This window comes from Kribbella qitaiheensis (assembly GCF_014217565.1).
Classification (GTDB): domain Bacteria; phylum Actinomycetota; class Actinomycetes; order Propionibacteriales; family Kribbellaceae; genus Kribbella; species Kribbella qitaiheensis_A.
On record NZ_CP043661.1, the window covers coordinates 3,390,857 to 3,411,451 of the forward strand.

Sequence of the window (20,595 nt, forward strand, 5' to 3'; positions counted from 1 at the left end):
GAGAGATTACACGGTCTGCGGCCCCGATGTGAAATCGAGGTCGACAGCCCCTGCGGACCGCTCTTCCGACCTGAGAAGCATACCGGCTTCCAGACCCTCCGCCGACCACTTTTCCACCGGCTCCGGACCCGTCTCGCGATGTCGCCCCGGAGTACCGGCATGAATCGTCAAGAGGCCCAGACCCGGCTCGGGTAGGCGGCCCGGAGTACCGGGACGACCTCTGTGAGGAAGGTCTCGACACTGGCCCGGTTCTCGCCCTCGGGCAGTCCTGCGACCTCGAGAGAGACGCCGGACAACTCGTGCCCGAAGGCCTCCTGGTACCGCCCGAACTTGTCGATCACCTGCTCCGGCGACCCGACCAGTACGGACCCGGTCTCCAGGAACTCCTCCAGCGTCGAGAACGGCAGCTGGTTGTGCCGAGCGCCCGGGGAATTCATGAACGGGTCGAAGATCGGCCGGTAGCCATCCACAGCCTCCTGCGACGTCTTCTTCACATAGAGCCCGTTGAACCCCGCCCCGACGACCGCATCCGCCGGATCATGCCCGTACGCCGCCCAGCGCTCCCGGTAGTGGTCGATGAGCCCGCGTACTTCGCCATCGGGTGGAACCCATTCGCCGAGAACAGCGGCTCGCCCCACTTCGCAGCGAGCTCCGTGGACTCGGTGGACGAGGCAGAGCCGTGCCAGATCGGGATGCCAGGCTGCTGGTACGGCCGCGGCTGCGTAGTGGCGCCAGACAAAGAAGGCCGATACGTACCCGACCAGCTGACGTCTGTCTCCAGCAGCAGCCGCCGGAGCAGCTCGTACTTCTCCCTGTTCCGGTCCCACTGCCCATCGAGGTCGTAGCCGAACAGCGCGTTCTGGTCCGGGTCATTCCCCTTCCCGATGATGATGTCGAGCCGCCCACCCGACAGCTGGTCCAGCGTCGCGTAGTCCTCCGCAACGCGCACCGGATCGAGCAGCGACAGCACGGTCACCGTAGTAAGCAGCCTGATCCGGCTTGTAGCCGCAGCGATGTACGCGAGCACCACCGGCGGCGAGGACGAGATGAATCGCTGCGCATGCCGCTCCCCCACGCCGTAGCCGTCGAAGCCGAGCTCCTCCGCCCACTGCGCCTGCCGGACCACGTGCTGGAACCGCTCGTACGTCGTGCGCTGTCGCCCGCTGATCGGGTCCGGCGAGTTGTCGATCAGCGTGTACGTACAGAACTTCACCGAGGCACCTTCTCCCCCGCCGTGACGGGCAGCGCCAACCTGTTGCCGGGGATGGGCGCCGGGCACGTCCCGTAGTCGGTGAACGCGTACGGCAGGTTGATGGTCCGGTTGAAGTCCAGCGCCACGCTCCGGTCGCCCTGCACCACACCAGTGGTCACAGTGCGCCAGGGAGCCGTCTCCAGGCCGTTGGTCTCGTCATGGAACGACAGGGACAGCTGTCCCTCGCCCGCAGAGGTAGCCACTAGCTCGTACGCCGATTCGCCAAGCGCCACGTGGACTGTGCCGACAGCGGTGACGTGCTGCCGCAGATCGGGCCGCGCCGTGGCCACCTCGACCCGCTCGGGCTCCGTGAACGGCGTGAAGTGCCCAGTCACCAGCCACCGAGGATTCACCGGGTACGCCGGTACGCCGTGGAACCCGACTCGGGTAGGTGCCTGCGGGTCTCGCTGCCGGATCGCATAGCGACCACCGCGGAGTACGAGCTCGGCCAGCTTGTCGCCATAGAACAGCCAACCCAGTGAGCCCGCCTCCGCCACGCTGGCCGAGGCGGAGCCGTCCAGGGGCTCGCCGTCGAGCGTCAGATCGGTCGCCTCGACATGCGCCAGGCCGTCGGCGGCCCACCACTTCCCTGGCAGTCCGGGCAGCTCTGCAGGCGTAGTAGTGAGCCAGTTGAAGGCGGTGAGGCTCAGCCAGCCCTGCTCCCTGCTCAGGTCCTGCTCGCGCACGATGTGCCAGAGCTGCCAGTCGCTCTCGTAGGTCATGAGGCCAGGTCCCTTCGCTCGTGGGCCTCCCGGCGGGCGACCTCGTCACGGACCAGCGGGATGACGTAGCGGCCGAAGTCGACCGCGTCGTCGTAGATGTCGTAGCCGCGGGCGGAGAAGATCCGGACGCCCAGGTCGTAGTAGTCGAGCAACGCGGCGGCGACCGTCTCCGGCGTACCGACCAGTGCGGTGGAGTTGTCGCCAGCGCCAGTCAGCCCGGTCGGCGCGGTCCACAACGCCCGGTCATGCCGCTCGCCGGCGGCAACGGCCGCCAGCAACCGCTGCGATCCCGCATTCTCAGGCGTCGCAGACCGCAGCCGCCCCTTGCCCACACCACCGCCGCCCCCGGTCTCCGCGCCGCCACCTCCACCCCCTCCGCGTCCGGCGCCGGCTCCCGCTCCGCGTCCCGCGCCGGCTCCCGCTCCGCGTCCCGCGCCGGCTCCCGCTCCGCGTCCCGCGCCGGCTCCCGCTCCGCGTCCCGCGCCGGCTCCCGCTCCGCGTCCCGCGTCGGCTCCCGCTCCGCGTCCCGCGCCGGCGCCGGCGCCGGCTGCGGTGTCCTTGATCCGGCCGAGGATGGCTTCCGCCTTCTCCCAGGCCAACTCCTCGGTGGGCGCCAGGATCGGCCGGAAGGCGATCTGGATGATCGGCCGGTCTGCTCGGCCGGCCTTCGCGGCTTCGGCTTCGATCGTGGCTAGCTGCTCGCGCGTTCCGGCGAGGGGCTCGCCCCAAAGCGCGAAGATGTCCGCCTCGGTTGCGCCGACCGCGTAGGCCGCTGCGGACGAACCGCCGAAGGAGATCCGCGGCCGGGGTTGCGTCAGCGGCTTGATGTCGGTGACGAACTGCTCGAACTGGTAGTGCTCGCCCGCGAAGTCGAACCGCTCTTCGGAGCTCCAGGCCCGCTTGAGGATCTGGATGAACTCCCGCGTCCGCCCGTACCGGTCGTCCTTGGCCAGGAAGTCGCCCTCGGCAGCCTGATCCGCCGTCGACCCACCAGTGATCACGTGTACTTCGAACCGCCCGCCGCTGAGGTGGTCCAGCGTCGCGAAGGTCTTCGCCGTCAAGGTCGGGTAGGCCACGTTCGGCCGGTGGGCGACCACGAGGTTGATCCGCTCGGTCTTGCCGGCCACGTACGCCGCGACCTGGGACGGGTCGGGCGAACCGGAGTGGTACGCGAACAGAATCCGGTCCCAGCCGTTGTCCTCATGAGCCCTGGCCAGCCTGGCGGTGTACTCCAGATCGAGCGGACCGCCGGGGCGCGGGGTGACCTCACTGGCCGGGTTGGTCCTGGCGATGCCGAGGAACTCAACTGGCATGTCGTTGACCTGCTTTCTGCGAGGTTTGCTGGGAAGAGACGTCCAATAGCCGAAGGAGTTGCCGGGCGACCGCGTCGTTCTGGCGGAAGCCCGGACCGTTGAAGTGCGGCCGGGAGAATCCCGACGAGCCGGCCGAGCCGGAGACCGACGGGCCGAGCAGGAACAGCGACGGATGGACCGAGCCGTCGGCCTTGATCGCCCGGCAAGAGGCGTCGGCCTTGAGCTGCCCGCCGCCGAGGCTGGTGCCGTCGGCCGCGACCAGGTGGTCGGCGGCCAGCAGTCCGGATCGCAGCAGCCCGCGGACCAGTGGATCCGTGGCGGCGAGTACATCCGGTCGCGGCAGCCGCGCTTCGACGAATGCCCTGGCTTCGATCTCACCCTGTACTGCGGGACTGGTGGCGACGAACCGATCCTTGCCCAGAGCAACCGACAGCTCAGGTCCGGCGAAATGCACGATCCCGGCGCGATGCAGCGCGAGCAGCGGTACGACGCGGCTGTTGCGGCCGTAGATCACCTGGACCTGGTAGAAGAGTTCCGGGATCGCCATCACCGAGACGATCGAGGTGCCCTTGAACAGGCTGATCACCTCGTTCGCCGCGTTCGGCAGGATCGAGCGCATCGCCTGCGGCAACACGATCCGGAAGAACTGCCGGAACCGCGGAATCCCCAGCGCGGCAGCGGCTTCCAGCTGCCCTGATCCACCGAGATGATGCCGCCACGGATGATCTCGGCGGCGTACGCGGCCTGATGCAAGGCCAACCCCAGTACTGCGGCGCCCAGCGGCCCGAAGAGGTCGTTCGTGCTGAAGTGCACGAACTCCGGGCCGAACGGGATCCCGAGGCTCAACTCCTGGTACAGATAAGCGATGTTGAACCAGAAGAGCAGCTGCACGATCAAGGGGATCGACCGGAACGCCCAGATGTAGCCCCACGAAACCACTTGCAGGAAAGGGCTTCTGGACAGCCGCATCGATGCGATCACCGCACCCGGCACGAAGCCGAGCACGGTGCCGTAGACGGTCAGCCGGATCGTCACCCAGAGCGCGGAGAAGATCGTCCGGGTGGTGAAGAACTGGAAGAAGGTCGGCCATTCCCAACCAGGGTTGGTGATCAGGCCGTGCACGAACATGGCCAGCAGGACCAGTATGACGGCGACGCCGACCCAGCGCCACGGGTGCCGGCGACCGACGACGGTCAGCTCGGAGTCCGGCAGGTCAGCGGTTTCGGGTGGGGGTGGGTCGGTGGCGGTCGATGCCGAGGGCAGTGAGGTGATCGACACGATCTTCTCCTGGGCGGGATGAGTCGGGCAGGCCGAACAGCGCCGCCACCAGAAGGGGGCATGGCGCGGTAGACGGCCCTCAGACAGGGGCGTCTTGACGTGGGTGTGGGCTCAGTCGGCTAGAGCGGACAGAGCGCGCTGGAGACGCGCAGCAGATCGATGTGGAGACGGTAGTAGGCGAGCTCGCGCGGGGCCGGTCCTGTCATCAGCGTCTCCTTCCTCTGGGGCTGACTTCCAGTATGCGAGGACATTGAAAGATCAGTAAGTTAGTAGACAACCTTCCAATATATGGACGCTCTATATCGACTTCAGGGGGCCCAGGACAGGTCCGACACGAGTGATCCCGGTCACGCCCAATTTCAACCAACTCGGCCCCCGCCGCACGCCTGAGCCGCCACGAACCGCTGGAAATCGACTACTCGAAGTCACCGAATTCGGTGATCTGATCGCAATCCACATTTGGGGTCATCGTGACCTCATCGTTATGGTCGATGCGCCGCTGGGGATGACCTTGGCGGCAAACTCGACTCTGGAAGGCCCTCGTGTCCCCTCACCATGACGTGTCGGAAGCTGAACGCGCGACGCTTCGCCGTTCGTCCGACTCGCGTCGGGTGGCGAAGCACCGCCTGACCCGGCGAAACACCACCCGCGGCGTTCAGCTGGTCGGCCTCACCGCGGCACTCGCCGCGGCGGCCGGAACCAGTGCTGTCGGCATCACCTCTACTTCGAACGCCTCGGCAACCAGCACGAGCGTCAACCCCTCACTCGAGTCCATGACCGCTGCCCGGGTCGAGCGCCGCCAGCTCGGCTCCCGGGACACGTCCCGTTTCGACCTCTCCCTGGAAGCGGCCCGCGAAAGCGCGGCCGCTCAGCTGGCGGGAGCCCGGAACGCCAAGCTCGCCGCGACCGCGACGCTGACCGAGCGCCGCGCGATCGCGCTCCGGATGGCCAAGGAAGCAGCCGCCGCGAAGGCTGCCGCTGCCGCCAAGGCCGCCGCCGCTGCGAAGGCCGCCGCGGCCGCCAAGGCAGCGGCCGCACCCAAGGTCGTCCTTCCGACCACCGGCTACCACCTGACCGCCCGCTTCGGGCAGGGTGGCGGGCGCTGGGCGCACAACCACACCGGCCTCGACTTCGCCGCTCCGATCGGTACGCCGATCGACTCGGTGATGGCCGGTGAAGTGATCCAGGCCGACTTCGAGGGCGCGTACGGCCGGCAGGTGAAGGTCCGTCACGCCGACGGCACCGTCACGTCGTACAGCCACATGTCCGCGTTCACCGTGTCGGTCGGCGACACGGTCGCGGCCGGCGACCAGGTCGGCGCGATCGGCGTCACCGGCAACACGACCGGCCCGCACGTGCACTTCGAGGTCCTGCCCGGTGGCGGCGACCCGATCGACCCGGAGCCCTGGCTTCGCGAGCACGGCGTCAACCCGTAGTACCCGACGCTTACGTCCGAAGAAGTGGGGGGCGCGTCCCTCCGGTTCTTCGGACGTTAGCGATGAGGTAAGGATCACCGTTGCGGTGAGGCCGCCTGCCGGGTGGGCAGTAGGTGGCTCACCGCGGTTCGGCGGGTGGGTTGGGAGCCGTGGCCAAGCTGCGCTGGGACCAGGCGACGTCGTGCCAGGCGCCGAGTTTCCAGCCGATGTTCCGGTAGGTGCCGATCGGCTCGAACCCCAGCGCCGCGTGCAACCCCACGCTCGCGTCGTTCGGCAGCGTCATTCCCGCGACCGCGGTCCGGTAGCCGCGCTCGGTGAGCCGCTCGAACAGCGCCTCGTACAAGGCCCGCCCGCCACCCGTACGCCGACGGCCCAGCTCCAGGTAGATGCTCACCTCACAGGACCATCGGTACGCCGCGCGCGGCTTCATCGGAGTGCCGTACGCATACCCGATCACGCGCCCGTCGCACTCGAGAACCAGCCAGGCATGAGTTTCCTGGGCACGGGCGATCCGCTCCACCATCTCGGCCGCTGTCGGCGGCTCGAGCTCGAAGGTGATCGCGGTGCCGGTGACGTACGGCGCGTAGATCGCGGCGCAGGTCTCGGCATCCAGTTCGGTCGCGTCCCGGATCAGCAAGGTGTTCTGCATGTCACGATAGTAGCCATAGATGCCGCTATAGTGGCAAGCATGGAAGATCCGCTCTCCGCCTCGCTCGCCGCCGCCGTCCAGCAGGCCCGGGTCGCGCTCGACCTGTCGGTGAACGCGCTGGCCGAGCGATCCGGCGTCTCGCGGGCCATGATCGGCAAGATCGAACGCGGCGAGGCGCAGCCGACCGCAGTACTGCTCGGACGCCTCTCCGGCGCGCTCGGAATGACCCTGTCCGAACTGGTCGCCCGAGCCGAGGAAGGCACCGGCGACCTGCTCCGCCGGGCCGCCGATCAGCCGGTCTGGACGGACCCGGCGACCGGGTACCGCCGGCGCGCGGTCTCCCCCGCCACCGACGGCCCACTCGAACTGGTCGAGGTCGAACTCCCGGCCGGCGCGTCCGTCTCCTACCCGGCCGACGCCTACATCTTCAAGACCCAGCAACTCTGGATCCTGTCCGGCCGGCTCCGCTTCCACGAAGGCCCTGTCATCCACGATCTCGCCGCCGGCGACTGCCTCCAACTCGGCCCACCGACGGCGACAACCTTCGAGAACCCGGGTACTGCGGTCTGCCGCTACCTGGTCGCGCTGGTCAAAGGCCGCGGCTGAACCCGTACTGCGAACCAGTGCGCGAGCGCGTCGGCAAGCGACTCTTGCTCGTCCGGTCCATCAGCAGCCCAGGCAACGTACCCGTCCGGCCGGACCAGCAAGGCGACCGGCGTTCCGGGAGTCGCGCGGCGGCCAAGAACCTGCTCGGGACTTGGTCGAGTCGTTCGGCGACAGTGGGCGTGGAGGCGTGATTGGCTGGTGCCCGTCCTGCCTAGACCTTCTGATCGGACCTTTGATGAGCGCGTCTCCGCTGGCCTGGATCCTGACCGTGGCGGCGATCATCGCGCTGCTGGTCTTCGACTACGTGTTCCATGTCCGGAGCGCGCATGTCCCGACCACCCGCGAGGCCGCGCTCTGGTCCGCCCTGTACGTCGGGATCGCGCTGTCGTTCGGCGTCGGCACCTTCGTCTTCGGCGGTAGCTCGATGGGATCGGAGTACTTCGCCGGGTACATCACCGAGAAGGCGCTGTCGGTCGACAACCTGTTCGTGTTCCTGATCATCATGGGCAGCTTCCGGGTGCCTCGGGAGAACCAGCAGAAGGTGCTGCTGGTCGGCATCGTCATCTCGCTGCTCGCCCGGACCGCGTTCATCCTGGTCGGCTCGGCGCTGATCAACCAGTTCGCATGGGTCTTCTACCTCTTCGGGCTGGCACTGCTGATCACCGCCGGCAACATGTTCCGGCCGCAGACCGAGGAGTCGCACTCGGCCCAGAACGTCATCGTCAGATTCAGCCGCCGGCTGTTCCGGACCACCGACAACTACGACGGCGACCGGCTCTTCACCCGTCTCAACGGCCGCCGGGCGATGACCCCGATGCTGCTGGTGATGGTCGCCATCGGCGGCACCGACCTGATGTTCGCGCTGGACTCGATCCCGGCGATCTTCGGTCTCACCCAGAACGTCTTCGTGGTCTTCACCGCGACCGCGTTCAGCCTGCTCGGCCTGCGCCAGCTGTACTTCCTGCTCGACGGACTCCTCGACCGGCTGATCTACCTGTCGTACGGGCTGGCCGCGATCCTGGCGTTCATCGGCACCAAGCTGATCCTGCACGCGCTGCACGAGAACAACCTGCCGTTCGTCAACGACGGCGAGCCGATCGAGGTCGTCGAGATCACGACCGGCTTGTCCCTGATCGTCATCCTCGTGGTCCTGCTGATCACGATCTTCGGATCACTTTTCAGTACCCGCGGCCGGACCCAGACCGCGATGGCGAACGTCCGCCGGGACGCGAGGGCCTATCTCGACGCCGAGTACACGGACGACGCGGCCGAGCGCGAGCGCATCTACCGCCGCCTGCTCGACTCCCGCGATCACATCATCGCCCTTGGCCCGAAGGCCAAGCAGATCGTCAAGAACGAGCCCGAACTCCTGGAACTCTGCCGCCGGGCGTCCGCTTCCCACGAATCCGAAGCAACAGCCGCCGGAACTCCGCACACGCACTAGTCGTGCAGGCGGCCCTGGTGACGGCGCGCCTTGAGGCGGTTACCGCAGGTCGACATCGAGCACCAGCGACGGGCGTTCGCCTTGCTGCGATCGATCAGGAACAACGTGCATTCCTCGTGGTTCTCACACGGCCGTAGCCGAGCCTGAACCTCCGCCCACGCCAGCACCGCCCGCGCCGGGAACCGCGCCCCCTCGACTCGCCACGCCACCCCATCAACCGAGATTGCCGGCACCTGCCGCACATCGACCAGGAACTTCTGCAGACTCCGAGCCGGCACCTGTCCCCGTACTACGGCGGCAACGGCATCCCGTACTTCGCGCGCAGCGGCCGGCGGACCCGGGATTCCGTGCTCCCGGAGCCAGTCGCCCGCACCCGACCCGCGCAACTCATCGATCGGCACGCCGTCGACCATCGGCGCCGAGTTGAGCAACTCCAGCAGCAGTGCCTCATCAGGCATAACCACATTGGACATGTTGACAGGTTACACCTTCTCGGTGTTTGCTGTATCCTGTAACCAGATCAAGCAACTAAAGGGGTTAGACGATGACTGTGCATCACCGGACCGTCGAGGTCGAGGGACACGAGATCTTCTACCGGGAGGCCGGTCCTGCCGACGCGCCCGTTCTCCTGCTACTGCACGGTTTTCCGACCAGCTCGCACATGTTCCGCGACCTGATCCCCAAGCTGGCGGACAAGTACCACCTGATCGCGCCGGACCACCTCGGTTTCGGATACTCGGCGATGCCGGCGGCCGACGAGTTCGAGTACAGCTTCGCGGCGCTGGCCGAGCTCACGACCGCCTTCACCGAGAAGCTCGGCCTGACGGAGTACGCGGTGTATGTGCAGGACTACGGCGCGCCGATCGCATGGCGGATGGCGCTCGCGCACCCGGAGCGGATCACGGCGGTCGTCACGCAGAACGGCAACGCCTACGAGGACGGCGTCGTCGAGGCGATGTGGGCCGACATCGTTGCCTATGACGCCGACCCCACACCGGAGCACGGTGCTGCCGTGAGCCGGATGCAGAGCGAGGCGATGGTGAAGTGGCAGTACCAGACCGGGGTGGCGGACCAGACGCTGCTCAACCCGGATGCCTGGCAGCACGACCTTTCGCTGATGGCGCGCCCCGGGACCTATGAGGTGCAGCTCGATCTGGCTCGGACCTACCTGACGAACTTCACGCTGTACCCGAAGTTCCAGCAGTACTTCCGGACCAGCCAGGTGCCCTTGCTCGCCGTCTGGGGCGAAGGCGACGAGATCTTCCCGCCCGCGGGCGCCAAGGCGTTCCAGCGCGATCTCCCCGACGCCGAGATCCACCTCCTCCCGAGCGGACACTTCGCTCTCGAAACCCACGCCGCCGAGATCGCGACCCTGATCGACGGCTTCCTCGAGCGCGTCCTGCCGTAGTACCGGCCGCATGTCGAGGTGGTGGGGCGGGCACCGACGTACCGGAGGAAGGGCGTTCATCCAGGACGCCCACCGACGGAAGAGGTTTGGCAATGACGATCAAGGCTGTGCTCGCGGTGATCCCGGTGACCGACCTGGACAAGGCGTGTGAGTGGTACGAGTCCTTCTTCGGCCGTGCCGCCGACACCCGTCCGATGGACACGCTGGCCGAGTGGCACCTGAGCGAGCTCGGCGTCGTCCAGGTCTTCCAGGAGCCCGACCGCGCCGGTCACACCATGGTCAACTTCGCCGTCGAGGACCTGGACACCACCATCTCGACCCTCGCCGCCGCGGACATCCACACCACCGACCCGACGAAGGTCTCGCAGGGTCGCCAGCGCCTCGTCTCCACCACCGACCCCGACAACAATCAGCTGGGTCTGATCGAAACCCTCGCCTGAACACCGCCAGTTACTGGCGTACCCCCGACTCGTAGGGTGGGGGGATGGCGGGTGTGCGGGTGAGTAGCCGGAATGCGCGGTTCCAGGTCTGGCAGGCGTTGCTGGGGAACCGCAACAAGCGACAGCGGGCCGGTGAGTTTCTCGTCCAAGGCGTCCGGCCGATCAGCATCGCCGTCGAGCACGGCTGGCCGATCCGGGCCTTGATCCATGACGCCGACCGCCCGCTGTCCCGCTGGGCGCAGGACGTGCTGCGCGGGCAGCGTGGCGCCGAACAGGTCAGCATGGCGGCGGACCTGCTGGCCGAACTCGGCGAGAAGGGCGAGAACGCACCTGAACTGATCGCGGTGATGGAGATGCCGCCCGACGATCTCGACCGGATCAAGGTCGAGCAGGATTTCCTCGGTGTCGTGTTCGACCGGCCTACGGGACCGGGGAACATCGGCTCGATCATCCGGTCCGCCGACGCGTTCGGCGCCGATGGTCTGATCGTCACGGGGCACGCGGCCGATGCGTACGACCCGAAGTCGGTGCGGGCGAGCACGGGTTCGATCTTCGCGCTGCCGTCGGTCCGCGTCCCGTCGCAGCGTGAGGTGATGGAGTGGGTGGAGGCCCGGCGTACGGCAGGGATCCCCATCGTGATCGTCGGAACCGACGAACACGGCACGGTCGACATCTTCGACCACGACCTCACCCAGCCGACCCTGCTGCTGATCGGCAACGAGACGTCGGGGCTGAGCGCAGCCTGGAAAGACCTCGCCGACCAGCTCGTTCGCATCCCGATGACGGGTTCGGCGAGCTCACTCAATGCCGCGAACGCAGCCACCGCCGTTCTGTACGAGGCTTCGCGCCAGCGTGCCCATTCGTTCAAGACCGGCGGCAGCGGCAGGCCTTAGCGTCATCGGCATGACTGCATCCGTACGACCACAGCCGATGATCGCCGTGACCGACGTGGAGAAAAGCAGTGCCTGGTACTGCGAACTGCTCGGCGCGACGAGCGGGCACGGCGGATCGGAGTACGAGCAGGTCTTGGTCGATGGTCAGCTGATCCTCCAGCTGCACAGGCTCGAAGCCGGCCATCACCACGGGACCATAGGCGACCCTGATCTTCCACTGGGTAACGGGTTCGCCGTCTGGTTTGAAGTCGACTTACTCGGGGGCCGCGGCTGATCGCGCGCGAGCGGCCGGCTTCACGATCCAGACCGATGTCCACCACAACCCGAACGCAGACCATCACGAACTCTGGCTCCGCGACCCCGACCACTACCTCGTAGTACTGGCCGACCTCGCCCCCAGCGCCTCGTAGTACCGGCCGACGCGCCGACTCCTGCGGCTCAGGCCGTGGCGATGATTTCGCCGTGGAGGAGGGACATCCAGGCCTCCGGGGTGGTGGACCACGCCTGCCAGGCCTTGGAGATGGCTTGCAGAGTCGACTCCGGTACGCCGGACGCGCGGGCCTGGTGTGCCATCGCCGAATCGAGGATCCGGTCGGCCCACATGCCACCCCACCAGGCGCGATCCGTGTCGTTCGCGAAGGTCCAGTTGCTCGCCGTCGACTCGACGTTCTCGAAGCCTGCCGCCAACGCCCACGACAGCAACCGGCGACCGGCATCAGGCTCGCCTCCGTTGGCGCGGGCCAGTCGCTGGTAGAGCTCCATCCACTCGTCGAGCTCGGGCAGCGACGGATACCAGGCGAACGCGCGATAGTCCGAGTCGCGCGCGGCGACGATCCCGCCCGGCTTGCAGACCCGGCGCATCTCTCGCAAAGCCTGGACCGGATCGGCCACGTGCTGGAGCACCTGGTGCGCGTGCACTACGTCGTACGAGTCGTCCGGGAGATCCAGCTTGTGCACGTCGCCGGCAACGAAGTCGACCTCGATGTCCAGCTCGGCGAAGGTCGCCCGGGTGATATCGAGGGCCGACTCGTTGGCTTCGAGAGCGGTGGTGCGGCCCGGCTGGACGAGGCGAGCCAGGTCGGCGGTGATGGTGCCGGGGCCTGCGCCGACGTCGAGCAACGTCATGCCTGGACGAAGGTGGGTGAGCAGGTAGCCGGCCGAGTTCTCCGCCGTCCGCCAGCGGTGCGAACGCAGTACGGATTCGTGGTGGCCGTGCGTGTACACGTTGTTCATGACCCGCCCTCTCGTCGTCGTTGACAGACTCAGGCTAACCCAAAATCTTGTCTAATGAGACATATTGTCTCGAATAATGAACAGCCTGACATGACCGAATATGGCCAGACCCGGGGTGGTCTCACGGGCGAGGCTTGGGGCATCGAAACAACACCCCAGGAGGACGAAAGTGCTTGTCAAGGTATTCCCGATCAAGTTGAAGGACGGCAACCAGGCGAAGGCCGAGGAGCTCGTCCAGGCGTTCGCACCGCAGGGACCCGGGCAGGAGGAGGGGACGCTGTCGTTCCGCGTCTACCGTGACCCGGCTCAGCCCGACTACCTGCTGTTCGTGGAGCACTTCGCCGACCAGGCGGCGTACGACGCGCACACCGGTTCGTCGGCGTACAAGGAGTTGATCGCGGGGCAGTTCGCCGGCCTGATCGTCGAGTTCGTCGAGATCGATCACGAGTTGGTGGTGAGCCTGTGACCATCGATCGGAGGGCGCAGGCGCGCGAACTGCACGCGCTGCACCAGCAGCCGCCGCTCGTCCTGCCGAACGCCTGGGATCCGGGCTCGGCGCGAGCGATCGAGGCAGCCGGCTCGAAGGCGATCGCGACGACGAGCGCAGGCCTTTCGTGGGCCGACGGGGTGACGGACGGAGGCGGGCTGACCCGCTCGGCGGCGCTCGCGGCGTTGCGGCGCATCGTCTCCGTCGTCTCCGTTCCCGTCACTGCCGACATCGAAGGCGGGTACGGCGGGTCGCCGGCTGAGGTCGGCGAGACAGTGGCCGAGGTGATCGAGATCGGCGCCGTCGGCATCAATCTCGAAGACAGCTCAATTGGCGCGCTGATCGACCCGTCCGCGCAGGCGGAGCGAATCGCCGCAGCCCGCGCCGCGGCCGATGCCGTCGGGATCGAACTCTGCATCAACGCACGAATCGACACCTACTTCTACGGCGATCCAGCGGACACAGCCAAACGCGCCGCGATCTACACCGAAGCAGGCGCAGACGTCCTGTTCGTCCCCGGGCCTACTCGACCCCACGGCAATCCGCGAACTGCTCCCGCAGCTCTCCCTCCCCCTCAACCTGATGGTCGGCCCCGGAGCCCCCACGATCCCCCAACTCGTCGACCTCGGCGTCACCAGATTCACCATCGGCCCAGCCATCACCACCGGCGCCTACGGCCTGGCCGCCGGCGCCGCCGAAGAACTCCTGACCCACGGCACCTACACCCTCCTCAAGGCCGCAGTCGGCTACGGCACCCACAACAACCTCCTGCACTAGCCCCCACGGCCGCCGCCACCCCCCAGGGTGCGGCGGCCTCCCAGTGCCGTCACCGAGGTGCGGCGGCCTCCAGGTGCATGGCGGCCAGGGCGCGCCAGGGGCGCCAGGCCTCGTCGGGCTCCCTGGCGCCTTTTGTAATTGGCGAAGCGTCGCGGGCTCCGAGCCGTAAGGCGACCCATTGGGCAGCCTCTTCACTCACTCCATCGATCGCCAGCAGCGCGCCGGTCAGCTCCTCCAGCGGCGCACAGGCCGCCAACGACAAGTTGCCCAGAGCAACCTCATGCGCCAGCGCCTTGATCGTCCGAGCCACCTCCCCCGGTATGCCGGACAGGTCTGCCTCGGCCACCGACTCTGCCGACGGAAAGGCGTGGGTCAACCCGAAGCCCAACCCGTCCACCTGCGTCCCCGCCACCTCGACCACCCGCGCCAACACCTCCCGCGCCTCCGTCAGCGCGGGCCTATCGCCTTGGCTGCTGCCCGCATGTGGGCGCTCCCCCGGCGACGGTCTCGTGAGGGCGGGGTGGTGGGTGACGACTGCTTGGACGGCTACTTCGAACGGGCCCCAGGCGCCCGGCACCCGGATGCCGGGGCGTGCCTCGATCAGGGGGCCGATGACGGGATCGGCTGCGAGTTGGGCGGCGGCCAGGACCGGTTCGGTGGTCAGTCCGACGAGACAGCCGGCGCGCTCCACCACATGGATCGCGCCTTCCCAGTAAGGAAGATGGGCCTTCAGCAGCAGGTGATCGACACCGCCCGGGCCGATTTCCAGCAGCCCCAGCGCGCCGTCGAGCGCGATCGTCCGGCGATAGACGCCGCCCTGCACCGACTCGACTCCCGGCACCGCGTTCCGGGCGAGGAACCCGGCCATCGCGTCCCAGTCGTACGGCGGGGTGAAGGGCATCCGCAGTACGAGACCACCATCCGCGGCCAGGCGATCGGTACGGCGACGGCGGTCGCGGAGTTCGCGAGGCGTTGCGCGAAACACTTCCCGCATCGCCCGGTTGAACTGGCGAAGGCTCCCGAACCCCGACGCGAACGCGACGTCCGCGATGGTCAGCTCCGAATCGTCCAGCAGCCGCCTGGCGAAGTGCGCCCGCCTGGACCGCGCGAACTGGTCCGGCGTCACCCCGAGGTGATCGTTGAACAGCCGGCGCAGATGCCTGGCCGACATCCCCAACTGCGCCCCGAGCGCGACCTCATCCGCGTCGTCGAGGACCCCCGCGATGATCAACTGCACCGCCCTGCACACCAACTCAGGCGCGTCATCCGCGACCGTCCCCGCGACCCGGTACGGACGGCACCTGAGGCAGGCGCGATATCCCTCCGCCTCCGCCGCGGCTGCCAGCTCGAACGTCCGCACATTCTCCGCCAACGGCTTGGCCCCACACCCCGGCCGACAGTAAATCCCCGTCGTCCGCACCGCCGAATACGTAGTCACCCTCACCTCATCCCCACCAGCCCCGCCAACCCCGGACACCCACAGACACTAAGCACCCCGACCGACATTTCCCCACCCGCGCACCGATCCAGCCCACCTTCCACTCCCCTCCCCACCGGATCGCGGCCACCACCCGCGCACCGATCCAGCCCACCTTCCACTCCCCTCCCCACCCGTTCGCGGTCGCCACCCTGAACCGCCCGCACTCACCTTTCACCCACACGACCAGCACCCACCGCCCCGCCGGGCGTGCCTCGCGCCGACCCAAACCCCGCAATCTCGGCTTGGTGAGTGCTGGCGGTCCGCTGCCTCGGCGTACGGGCGGATCGCCACGCCATCAGTCGCCCGTGCTCGCTCGAGGGTTAAGCGTGAAGCCGGGCAATCGTGGTGGCGGTTGATGGCGTGCAGGTCCGGCTCCCACGCGACAGCGGCACCTGCACCAGACCGGCCTACATGTCCGACCCGGCAGCGGCGCGCCGGACGGGGTCGGGGGCTAGTGCCCCGAGTTCGAAGTTGTTTGACAGTGGGCGCCGGTCCACGTCAAAGAACTTCGGACTCGGGGCACTAGGGTGCGGTGGGTGGGTTTGATGCCGATGGTTGTGGTGGTTAGTGGGGCGCCGGGGTCGGGGAAGACGACGCTTGCGCATGAGGTGGCGGGGGCGATCGGGTGTCCGGCGATCTGCCGGGACGAGATCAAGGAAGGCATGGTTCATGCGACGCCGGATTTTGTTCAGAGCGCTTCTGATCCGCTCAGCCTGCGGACGCTCTCCACGTTCTTCGACGTCATCGGGTTGCTGATCGGGCGCGGTACGACGGTTGTCGCCGAAGCCGCGTTTCAGGATCGTCTCTGGCGTCCTGGTCTTGCCCCGCTGCTCGGTTCGGCTGACGTGCGGATCATCCAGTGCACGGTGTCACCCGAGGCCGCGCTTGACCGGATCGCCACTCGCACTGCCGGCAATCCGCTCCGTAGAGCCCACGAAGACCCTCACACCCCGCCCGATCTGGATGCCCTTCGCCGCGTCCAGACCAACTTCGATCCGATCACGTTGCCCGTTCCCACCCTCGGCGTCGACACCACCGACGGCTACCACCCCGCTCTCCCCGAGATCCTCGCCTTCCTCGCGCGCTGAGCGACCCCGCAGCCCCCGACCCAACGAACTGGAACCGCTGAACTCCCCCGACCCGACGAGCGGGCGCAGTACGGGAAGACTGTGGTGTCGTATCGGTTCTCTGACTAAAGTCAGGGATTCGACGAGCTTAAGGGGACGGGTCATGGAGCAGGCGGAACTTCAGAAGCGGTTCGCGGAACTCACCTGCGCGCATGTCGCCGACGCATGCCTGCGATTGCAGCTCCCGGTCCGGACGGTTTCACTGACGGCTGTGTTCCCGGCCCGGATCGCCGGGCGCGTGCTGCCCGTTCAGCACGTCGGCAGTGTCGATCTCTTCCTCGAGGCCTTCGGATCGGCCGAGCCAGGCGACGTACTCGTCGTCGACAACGGTGCCCGCCGGGACGAGGCATGCGCGGGTGACCTCGTCGCCGCAGAAGCCAAATCCGCCGGCGTTTCCGGGCTGGTCCTGTGGGGCCTGCACCGCGACACCGTCGACATCAAGGCGATCGGCCTCCCCGTCTACAGCCTCGGCGCGATGCCGACCGGCCCGCTGCGGCTCGATCCGGCGCCGACCGACGCTCTGCAGCAAGCGACCGTCGGCGAATGGACAGTCACCAGCGACGACGTAGTACTGGGTGACGAGGACGGCATCGTCTTCATCCCGGCCGACCGCGTCGACGAGCTCTTCTCACTCGCCGAATCGATCCGCGACACCGAACGCCGCCAGTCCGAACTGATCAAGGCCGGTACTCCGTTGCGCGAGCAGGTGCGCTTCGACGCCTACCTCGCGGCGCGGGCCGAGCGACCGGGCCTGACCTTCCGCGAGCACCTTCGTGGGGTCGGTGGCGCGATCGAGGAGTGACATAGGGTCGTGGAATGCCTGCTGACATCTCCGCGACCGCCGCTGGTGCCTGGAAACTCGGCGATCTCACCGTCAACCGCCTGGGTTTCGGTGCCATGCGCATCACCGCGAATCCCGATCGTGAAGTGGCGATTCGCGTACTGCGTAAGGCCGTTGAGCTCGGCGTGAACCATCTCGACACCGCTGCGTTCTACAGATCGCCGGGCGGCACCCTCGGAGTCGGCGAGGGCCCGGTGCGGTTCGCCAACGAGCTGATCCGCGAGGCGCTCTCGCCGTACCCGGAGGACCTCGTCATCACCACCAAGGTCGGCCCCGGCGTCGACGAACGCGGGTTCTACAACGCGACCACGCCGGCCGAGCTGCGGAGCCAGGTCGAGGAGAACCTCCGCCAGCTCGGGCGCGACCACCTCGACGTGGTCAACCTGCGGATCATGAAGAAGCCCGGCGAGTCGATCTCGGACCGCTTCGGCTGGCTCGCCGAACTACGCGAAGCCGGGCTGATCCGGCACCTGGGCATCTCCAACGTCCGCCCCGAGCACCTCGACGAGGCGCAGGCGATAGCACCCGTCGTCTGTGTCCAGAACAGCTACGCCATCGACACCCATCGCGAGGACGACACGTTCCTCCCGCTCTGCGGCGAACGCGGCGTCGCCTACGTCCCGTTCTTCGCAATCGCCGGCGCGGAACGCGAATCCGGCCCGACCGTCGACCACACCAAAGCGCTGGAAGCCCTGGCCGCCGCCCACAACGCGACCCCCGCCCAGATCCGCCTCGCCTGGACCCTCCACCAGGGCGACCACGTGCTGGCGATCCCCGGTACCGGCAACCCCGCCCACCTGGAGGTGAACATCGCCGCCGGTGCCCTCAAGCTCACGACCGAAGAACTCGCCACCCTTGGTTGACCTCACCTACGACCGACGGGGCGTCGGGTTGACCGACCTACGGCCGTTAGCGACCCTCAATTACTCGGCGCCACCTACGACCGTTGGGCCGTTCCAGGTCAGACCGTTGCTGCAGGCGCCGGAGTCAGTTGAGCGGTGGCTTCCCGTACCGCGGGGGCTACCTCCTCCGCCCAGCGTTTGAGGCTGACCTCGAAGGGGTCGGGACCGGTGGGGAACAGGGTGAAACCGGCAGCGCCGTGATCGAGTACGGCGCCGGTCAGTTCTTCGGTCCACTGGTCCGCGGAGCCGCCGATCCACCGGCCGTCGTCGTCGCGGGTCCGGGGCAACGGCCTGGCGGTGATCGCGCCTGGGAGGTTGTAGATCGTCGCGATCTCGGCCGGCTCGCGGCCGACCGCGGCCGCCGCCTCGTCGACGATCGCCCGGGACCGTCGGTACGGCTCGCTCAACCAGTCCGCCGCATGGCCCGGGATCCAGCCGTCGGCTTGGCGTCCGGTCGCCGCAAGCGACTTCGGGCCGACTGATCCCGTCCAGATCTCCGCGGCCCGGACCGGCGATGCCGCCAGCCCTCTCACCGGGTAGTGGGCCCCCGACGAAACCGCCGGGCCTCCGCCGGACAGCTGGCGGATCAGCACCATCGCTTCCTCGAACGCTTCGACCGCTTGGGCGGGCGTCAGCGAGGGAACTCCCATCGTGGTGATCCGGTCCCAGGCGCCGCCCGCACCCAGGCCGAGGATGAATCGGTCCGCCGACATCGCGGTCAGCGTCGCCGCAGTACGGGCCAGCATCGGGGCCGGGCGGAGAGGCAGGTTGGTGACGTTGACCAGGCCCGCGATCCGTTCGGTCCGGCCGAGCAGGAATCCGAGCATGGCGTAGCCGTCCAACCGCCCGGCCAGATACGGGTGGTCCGAGGTCGAGAAGTGGTCCAGGCCGTCCCGGTCGGCCTGTTCGGCCAGCCGCAATACGTCGCTGACCTCGTCGAGTTCGGCGGGCGAGCCGTATCCGAAGCGCGCATTCATGGGTAGCCTCCATCGGTAGATAGTTCGTACATCTAAATAGTAGACCTACGAACTATTAGGACAACGAACAGTCCGGTCATCGGACTACAGTGGAGTGGTGGCAACCAAGGCAGCGAGCGACACGGAGCTGGTCGGCTCCCTGGTGCGATTGATGCACGTACTACAAGACCTGTACGCCGAGACGAGCCGGCCGCTCGGGTTGACCCCCCAGCAGGCCCATCTGCTCTGCGTACTACTCGACGGCCCACTCGGTATGACGGAGCTGAGCCGGATCATGAGCATTGAACGTTCGAGTCTGACCAGCATGGTCGACCGGCTGGAACGACGATCTCTGGTCGCCCGGGCCGCCGACCCGGCCGACCGCCGGGCCTGCCAGATCGGTCTCACTGACGACGGCCGGACCCTTGCCCACGAGGTGCACGACGCCTACACCGCACGCGTCGACGCCCTGACCACCGACCTCGCCCCCAGCCACAGGTCGCACGTCCTCGCAGCAGTGCGCCGCATCGTCACAGCAGCCACGCCCTAGGCACCAGTTGCCCGGCACCGACGACCAGCAGCCACCAACTGGAGGTCGCGCAAGGTAGCCGGACACGCCAGCGCCCGGGGACACACGTAGTACGAGATCCAACGCCCGTCCGGTCCAGAAGGGCGCTGACGCGTCGAAAATCTCCAGGACGAGTGCGGCTGAGGATGGTTGTCAGCGGGTGAAGGTGAAGAGGGTGCTGTTGGCGGGCGGGGGTTGCGGCGGCCCGGTGTAGCGGTGGGAGCCGACGCCTACTTCGACGTCGTCGGGGGCGAAGAAGGACTCCTCGATGAAGCCGCTGGCGGTGAACCAGGAGCGGATCGCCGGCGTGAGGTCGGGGGCTCCTCGGTGGCGGGTCCAGATCACCAGGGCACCTGGTTCGCACATTCCGGGGAGGGCCTCGATCGTGGCCTGGACGTCTTCGTCGCTGATGTTGCCGAACACGCCGGCCATCAGGACCAGGTCGGCCGGGATCGCGCCGTCATAGGACTCGGCTCGGCCCGCGTCGACCTGCCGTACTGCGATCGCGGGGAACTCCGCCGCGGCCGACCTGGCTCGCGCGACGTTCTCCTCGTCGTACTCGAGCAATGTCGCCGTTACCCGCTTCGCGTCGCCGCGATTTCGTAGTACCTGCAAGAGATCTCTGCCGTCGCCGGCGCACGCGCTGACCACTCGGACGTCATCCGGAGCAGTCCGGTCCAGCCAGTCGCCGATCAAGCCTTGGATGACGCGCAACCGCCGGGACAGCCCGGATTCAGGATCGTCGTAGAGCGAATGCCAGGCGTTCCAGTCGGTCGTCATCCA

The 20,595-nt window shown here is 67.8% G+C and carries 25 protein-coding genes and 3 pseudogenes; 15 read left to right on the forward strand and 13 right to left on the reverse strand.

Going from position 1 to position 20,595, the window contains the following annotated elements; translation table 11 throughout:
* Window positions 1–167 precede the first annotated feature (167 nt).
* From F1D05_RS43000 to F1D05_RS43005, 6 genes and pseudogenes are all read right to left on the reverse strand, one after another.
* Window positions 168–1,279, reverse strand: a pseudogene (locus tag F1D05_RS43000) (LLM class flavin-dependent oxidoreductase).
* Complete coding sequence (locus F1D05_RS15680; protein ID WP_185448367.1) at window positions 1,210–1,974, reverse strand: DUF1684 domain-containing protein; 765 nt, start codon at window positions 1,972–1,974, stop codon at window positions 1,210–1,212. The pseudogene F1D05_RS43000 and the gene F1D05_RS15680 overlap by 70 nt, the downstream one beginning before the upstream one ends.
* A complete protein-coding gene (locus F1D05_RS40275) occupies window positions 1,971–3,287 on the reverse strand; it encodes an LLM class flavin-dependent oxidoreductase (RefSeq protein ID WP_246486726.1) in 1,317 nt (438 codons plus the stop codon). The genes F1D05_RS15680 and F1D05_RS40275 overlap by 4 nt, the downstream gene beginning before the upstream one ends.
* Window positions 3,277–3,975: an ABC transporter permease subunit gene (locus tag F1D05_RS40280; protein ID WP_343066635.1), complete on the reverse strand. Its 699-nt coding sequence runs from the start codon at window positions 3,973–3,975 to the stop codon at window positions 3,277–3,279. The genes F1D05_RS40275 and F1D05_RS40280 overlap by 11 nt, the downstream gene beginning before the upstream one ends.
* Window positions 3,870–4,565 carry an ABC transporter permease subunit gene (locus F1D05_RS15695; protein WP_246486728.1) on the reverse strand — a complete coding sequence of 232 codons (696 nt, stop codon included), beginning with the start codon at window positions 4,563–4,565 and terminating at the stop codon, window positions 3,870–3,872. Before F1D05_RS15695 ends, F1D05_RS40280 begins: the two co-directional genes overlap by 106 nt.
* A 119-nt stretch (window positions 4,566–4,684) precedes the next feature.
* Complete coding sequence (locus F1D05_RS43005; protein WP_428995016.1) at window positions 4,685–4,816, reverse strand: putative leader peptide; 132 nt, start codon at window positions 4,814–4,816, stop codon at window positions 4,685–4,687.
* A 360-nt stretch (window positions 4,817–5,176) separates the two neighbouring features.
* Between F1D05_RS43005 and F1D05_RS15700 the strand changes: the two genes are divergently transcribed.
* On the forward strand, window positions 5,177–6,001 hold the full coding sequence (locus F1D05_RS15700) for a M23 family metallopeptidase (RefSeq protein ID WP_185448368.1): 825 nt from the start codon (window positions 5,177–5,179) through the stop codon (window positions 5,999–6,001).
* Window positions 6,002–6,119: 118 nt separating this feature from the next.
* Here the strand turns inward: F1D05_RS15700 and F1D05_RS15705 are convergent, their stop codons facing one another.
* On the reverse strand, window positions 6,120–6,650 hold the full coding sequence (locus F1D05_RS15705) for a GNAT family N-acetyltransferase (protein WP_185448369.1): 531 nt from the start codon (window positions 6,648–6,650) through the stop codon (window positions 6,120–6,122).
* A 39-nt stretch (window positions 6,651–6,689) separates the two neighbouring features.
* Here F1D05_RS15705 and F1D05_RS15710 point away from each other — a divergent pair, with 39 nt between their 5' ends.
* Window positions 6,690–7,256 (forward strand): helix-turn-helix domain-containing protein, encoded by a 567-nt coding sequence (locus F1D05_RS15710; RefSeq protein WP_185448370.1) that lies wholly within the window; start codon window positions 6,690–6,692, stop codon window positions 7,254–7,256.
* Here F1D05_RS15710 and F1D05_RS42555 read toward each other — a convergent pair.
* Window positions 7,223–7,363, reverse strand: a pseudogene (locus F1D05_RS42555) (hypothetical protein); the annotation flags it as partial. The gene F1D05_RS15710 and the pseudogene F1D05_RS42555 overlap by 34 nt on opposite strands.
* A gap of 128 nt (window positions 7,364–7,491) precedes the next feature.
* Here F1D05_RS42555 and F1D05_RS15715 point away from each other — a divergent pair.
* Window positions 7,492–8,700, forward strand: a complete 1,209-nt coding sequence (locus tag F1D05_RS15715) for a TerC family protein (protein ID WP_185448371.1) — start codon at window positions 7,492–7,494, stop codon at window positions 8,698–8,700.
* Here the strand turns inward: F1D05_RS15715 and F1D05_RS15720 are convergent.
* On the reverse strand, window positions 8,697–9,173 hold the full coding sequence (locus F1D05_RS15720; RefSeq protein WP_246486729.1) for a CGNR zinc finger domain-containing protein: 477 nt from the start codon (window positions 9,171–9,173) through the stop codon (window positions 8,697–8,699). The two genes, F1D05_RS15715 and F1D05_RS15720, sit on opposite strands and share 4 nt — an antisense overlap.
* A gap of 71 nt (window positions 9,174–9,244) precedes the next feature.
* Between F1D05_RS15720 and F1D05_RS15725 the strand changes: the two genes are divergently transcribed.
* The 5 genes from F1D05_RS15725 (at window position 9,245) to F1D05_RS38880 (ending at window position 11,851) form a co-directional block, all read left to right on the forward strand.
* Complete coding sequence (locus F1D05_RS15725; RefSeq protein ID WP_185448372.1) at window positions 9,245–10,108, forward strand: alpha/beta fold hydrolase; 864 nt, start codon at window positions 9,245–9,247, stop codon at window positions 10,106–10,108.
* Window positions 10,109–10,200: 92 nt separating this feature from the next.
* On the forward strand, window positions 10,201–10,548 hold the full coding sequence (locus F1D05_RS15730; RefSeq protein WP_185448373.1) for a VOC family protein: 348 nt from the start codon (window positions 10,201–10,203) through the stop codon (window positions 10,546–10,548).
* A gap of 59 nt (window positions 10,549–10,607) precedes the next feature.
* The gene (locus F1D05_RS15735; RefSeq protein ID WP_246486730.1) at window positions 10,608–11,441 is read left to right on the forward strand and encodes an RNA methyltransferase; all 834 of its coding nucleotides are present in this window, start codon (window positions 10,608–10,610) and stop codon (window positions 11,439–11,441) included.
* 37 nt (window positions 11,442–11,478) lie between these two features.
* Entirely contained in the window at window positions 11,479–11,715 is a 237-nt protein-coding gene (locus tag F1D05_RS38875) for a hypothetical protein (protein WP_206686225.1), read from the forward strand.
* A complete protein-coding gene (locus F1D05_RS38880) occupies window positions 11,684–11,851 on the forward strand; it encodes a hypothetical protein (protein ID WP_206686226.1) in 168 nt (55 codons plus the stop codon). The genes F1D05_RS38875 and F1D05_RS38880 overlap by 32 nt, the downstream gene beginning before the upstream one ends.
* A 28-nt stretch (window positions 11,852–11,879) precedes the next feature.
* Here the strand turns inward: F1D05_RS38880 and F1D05_RS15745 are convergent, their stop codons facing one another.
* A complete protein-coding gene (locus tag F1D05_RS15745; protein WP_185448375.1) occupies window positions 11,880–12,674 on the reverse strand; it encodes a class I SAM-dependent methyltransferase in 795 nt (264 codons plus the stop codon).
* A gap of 169 nt (window positions 12,675–12,843) precedes the next feature.
* Between F1D05_RS15745 and F1D05_RS15750 the strand changes: the two genes are divergently transcribed.
* The 3 genes and pseudogenes from F1D05_RS15750 to F1D05_RS40290 all read left to right on the forward strand — a co-directional run bounded on the left by F1D05_RS15750 (window position 12,844) and on the right by F1D05_RS40290 (window position 13,938).
* Complete coding sequence (locus F1D05_RS15750) at window positions 12,844–13,140, forward strand: putative quinol monooxygenase (RefSeq protein ID WP_185448376.1); 297 nt, start codon at window positions 12,844–12,846, stop codon at window positions 13,138–13,140.
* Window positions 13,137–13,634 (forward strand): annotated as a pseudogene (locus F1D05_RS40285) (isocitrate lyase/phosphoenolpyruvate mutase family protein); the annotation flags it as partial. The gene F1D05_RS15750 and the pseudogene F1D05_RS40285, both read left to right, overlap by 4 nt.
* A 109-nt stretch (window positions 13,635–13,743) precedes the next feature.
* Complete coding sequence (locus F1D05_RS40290) at window positions 13,744–13,938, forward strand: hypothetical protein (protein WP_246486731.1); 195 nt, start codon at window positions 13,744–13,746, stop codon at window positions 13,936–13,938.
* A 49-nt stretch (window positions 13,939–13,987) separates the two neighbouring features.
* On the opposite strand, the gene F1D05_RS15760 is transcribed toward F1D05_RS40290, so the two are convergent.
* Entirely contained in the window at window positions 13,988–15,415 is a 1,428-nt protein-coding gene (locus tag F1D05_RS15760; protein WP_343066606.1) for an AlkA N-terminal domain-containing protein, read from the reverse strand.
* Window positions 15,416–15,963: 548 nt separating this feature from the next.
* On the opposite strand from F1D05_RS15760, the gene F1D05_RS15765 reads away from it, so the two are divergent.
* The 3 genes from F1D05_RS15765 to F1D05_RS15775 all read left to right on the forward strand — a co-directional run bounded on the left by F1D05_RS15765 (window position 15,964) and on the right by F1D05_RS15775 (window position 18,249).
* On the forward strand, window positions 15,964–16,506 hold the full coding sequence (locus F1D05_RS15765) for an AAA family ATPase (RefSeq protein WP_246486733.1): 543 nt from the start codon (window positions 15,964–15,966) through the stop codon (window positions 16,504–16,506).
* A 142-nt stretch (window positions 16,507–16,648) separates the two neighbouring features.
* The gene (locus tag F1D05_RS15770; protein WP_185448378.1) at window positions 16,649–17,347 is read left to right on the forward strand and encodes an RraA family protein; all 699 of its coding nucleotides are present in this window, start codon (window positions 16,649–16,651) and stop codon (window positions 17,345–17,347) included.
* 14 nt (window positions 17,348–17,361) lie between these two features.
* Window positions 17,362–18,249 carry an aldo/keto reductase gene (locus F1D05_RS15775; protein ID WP_185448379.1) on the forward strand — a complete coding sequence of 296 codons (888 nt, stop codon included), beginning with the start codon at window positions 17,362–17,364 and terminating at the stop codon, window positions 18,247–18,249.
* Between the two features lie 98 nt (window positions 18,250–18,347).
* Here the strand turns inward: F1D05_RS15775 and F1D05_RS15780 are convergent, their stop codons facing one another.
* A complete protein-coding gene (locus tag F1D05_RS15780) occupies window positions 18,348–19,265 on the reverse strand; it encodes an LLM class flavin-dependent oxidoreductase (protein WP_185448380.1) in 918 nt (305 codons plus the stop codon).
* A gap of 97 nt (window positions 19,266–19,362) precedes the next feature.
* On the opposite strand from F1D05_RS15780, the gene F1D05_RS15785 reads away from it, so the two are divergent.
* Window positions 19,363–19,794, forward strand: coding sequence for a MarR family winged helix-turn-helix transcriptional regulator (locus F1D05_RS15785; protein ID WP_246486734.1), 432 nt, complete (start codon window positions 19,363–19,365; stop codon window positions 19,792–19,794).
* A gap of 171 nt (window positions 19,795–19,965) precedes the next feature.
* Here F1D05_RS15785 and F1D05_RS15790 read toward each other — a convergent pair whose 3' ends face one another.
* Window positions 19,966–20,592, reverse strand: a complete 627-nt coding sequence (locus F1D05_RS15790) for a class I SAM-dependent methyltransferase (RefSeq protein WP_185448381.1) — start codon at window positions 20,590–20,592, stop codon at window positions 19,966–19,968.
* Window positions 20,593–20,595: the final 3 nt, after the last annotated feature.

Bases quoted from the DNA above. Each gene is read 5' to 3' on its own strand.
- F1D05_RS15680 (WP_185448367.1), bottom strand. From the start codon at position 1,974: ATGACCTACGAGAGCGACTGGCAGCTCTGGCACATCGTGCGCGAGCAG.
- F1D05_RS40275 (WP_246486726.1), bottom strand. From the start codon at position 3,287: ATGCCAGTTGAGTTCCTCGGCATCGCCAGGACCAACCCGGCCAGTGAG.
- F1D05_RS43005 (WP_428995016.1), bottom strand. From the start codon at position 4,816: ATGTCCTCGCATACTGGAAGTCAGCCCCAGAGGAAGGAGACGCTGATG.
- F1D05_RS15705 (WP_185448369.1), bottom strand. From the start codon at position 6,650: ATGCAGAACACCTTGCTGATCCGGGACGCGACCGAACTGGATGCCGAG.
- F1D05_RS15710 (WP_185448370.1), top strand. From the start codon at position 6,690: ATGGAAGATCCGCTCTCCGCCTCGCTCGCCGCCGCCGTCCAGCAGGCC.
- F1D05_RS15715 (WP_185448371.1), top strand. From the start codon at position 7,492: ATGAGCGCGTCTCCGCTGGCCTGGATCCTGACCGTGGCGGCGATCATC.
- F1D05_RS15720 (WP_246486729.1), bottom strand. From the start codon at position 9,173: ATGTCCAATGTGGTTATGCCTGATGAGGCACTGCTGCTGGAGTTGCTC.
- F1D05_RS15725 (WP_185448372.1), top strand. From the start codon at position 9,245: ATGACTGTGCATCACCGGACCGTCGAGGTCGAGGGACACGAGATCTTC.
- F1D05_RS15730 (WP_185448373.1), top strand. From the start codon at position 10,201: ATGACGATCAAGGCTGTGCTCGCGGTGATCCCGGTGACCGACCTGGAC.
- F1D05_RS38875 (WP_206686225.1), top strand. From the start codon at position 11,479: ATGATCGCCGTGACCGACGTGGAGAAAAGCAGTGCCTGGTACTGCGAA.
- F1D05_RS15745 (WP_185448375.1), bottom strand. From the start codon at position 12,674: ATGAACAACGTGTACACGCACGGCCACCACGAATCCGTACTGCGTTCG.
- F1D05_RS40290 (WP_246486731.1), top strand. From the start codon at position 13,744: ATGGTCGGCCCCGGAGCCCCCACGATCCCCCAACTCGTCGACCTCGGC.
- F1D05_RS15765 (WP_246486733.1), top strand. From the start codon at position 15,964: ATGCCGATGGTTGTGGTGGTTAGTGGGGCGCCGGGGTCGGGGAAGACG.
- F1D05_RS15770 (WP_185448378.1), top strand. From the start codon at position 16,649: ATGGAGCAGGCGGAACTTCAGAAGCGGTTCGCGGAACTCACCTGCGCG.
- F1D05_RS15775 (WP_185448379.1), top strand. From the start codon at position 17,362: ATGCCTGCTGACATCTCCGCGACCGCCGCTGGTGCCTGGAAACTCGGC.
- F1D05_RS15780 (WP_185448380.1), bottom strand. From the start codon at position 19,265: ATGAATGCGCGCTTCGGATACGGCTCGCCCGCCGAACTCGACGAGGTC.
- F1D05_RS15790 (WP_185448381.1), bottom strand. From the start codon at position 20,592: ATGACGACCGACTGGAACGCCTGGCATTCGCTCTACGACGATCCTGAA.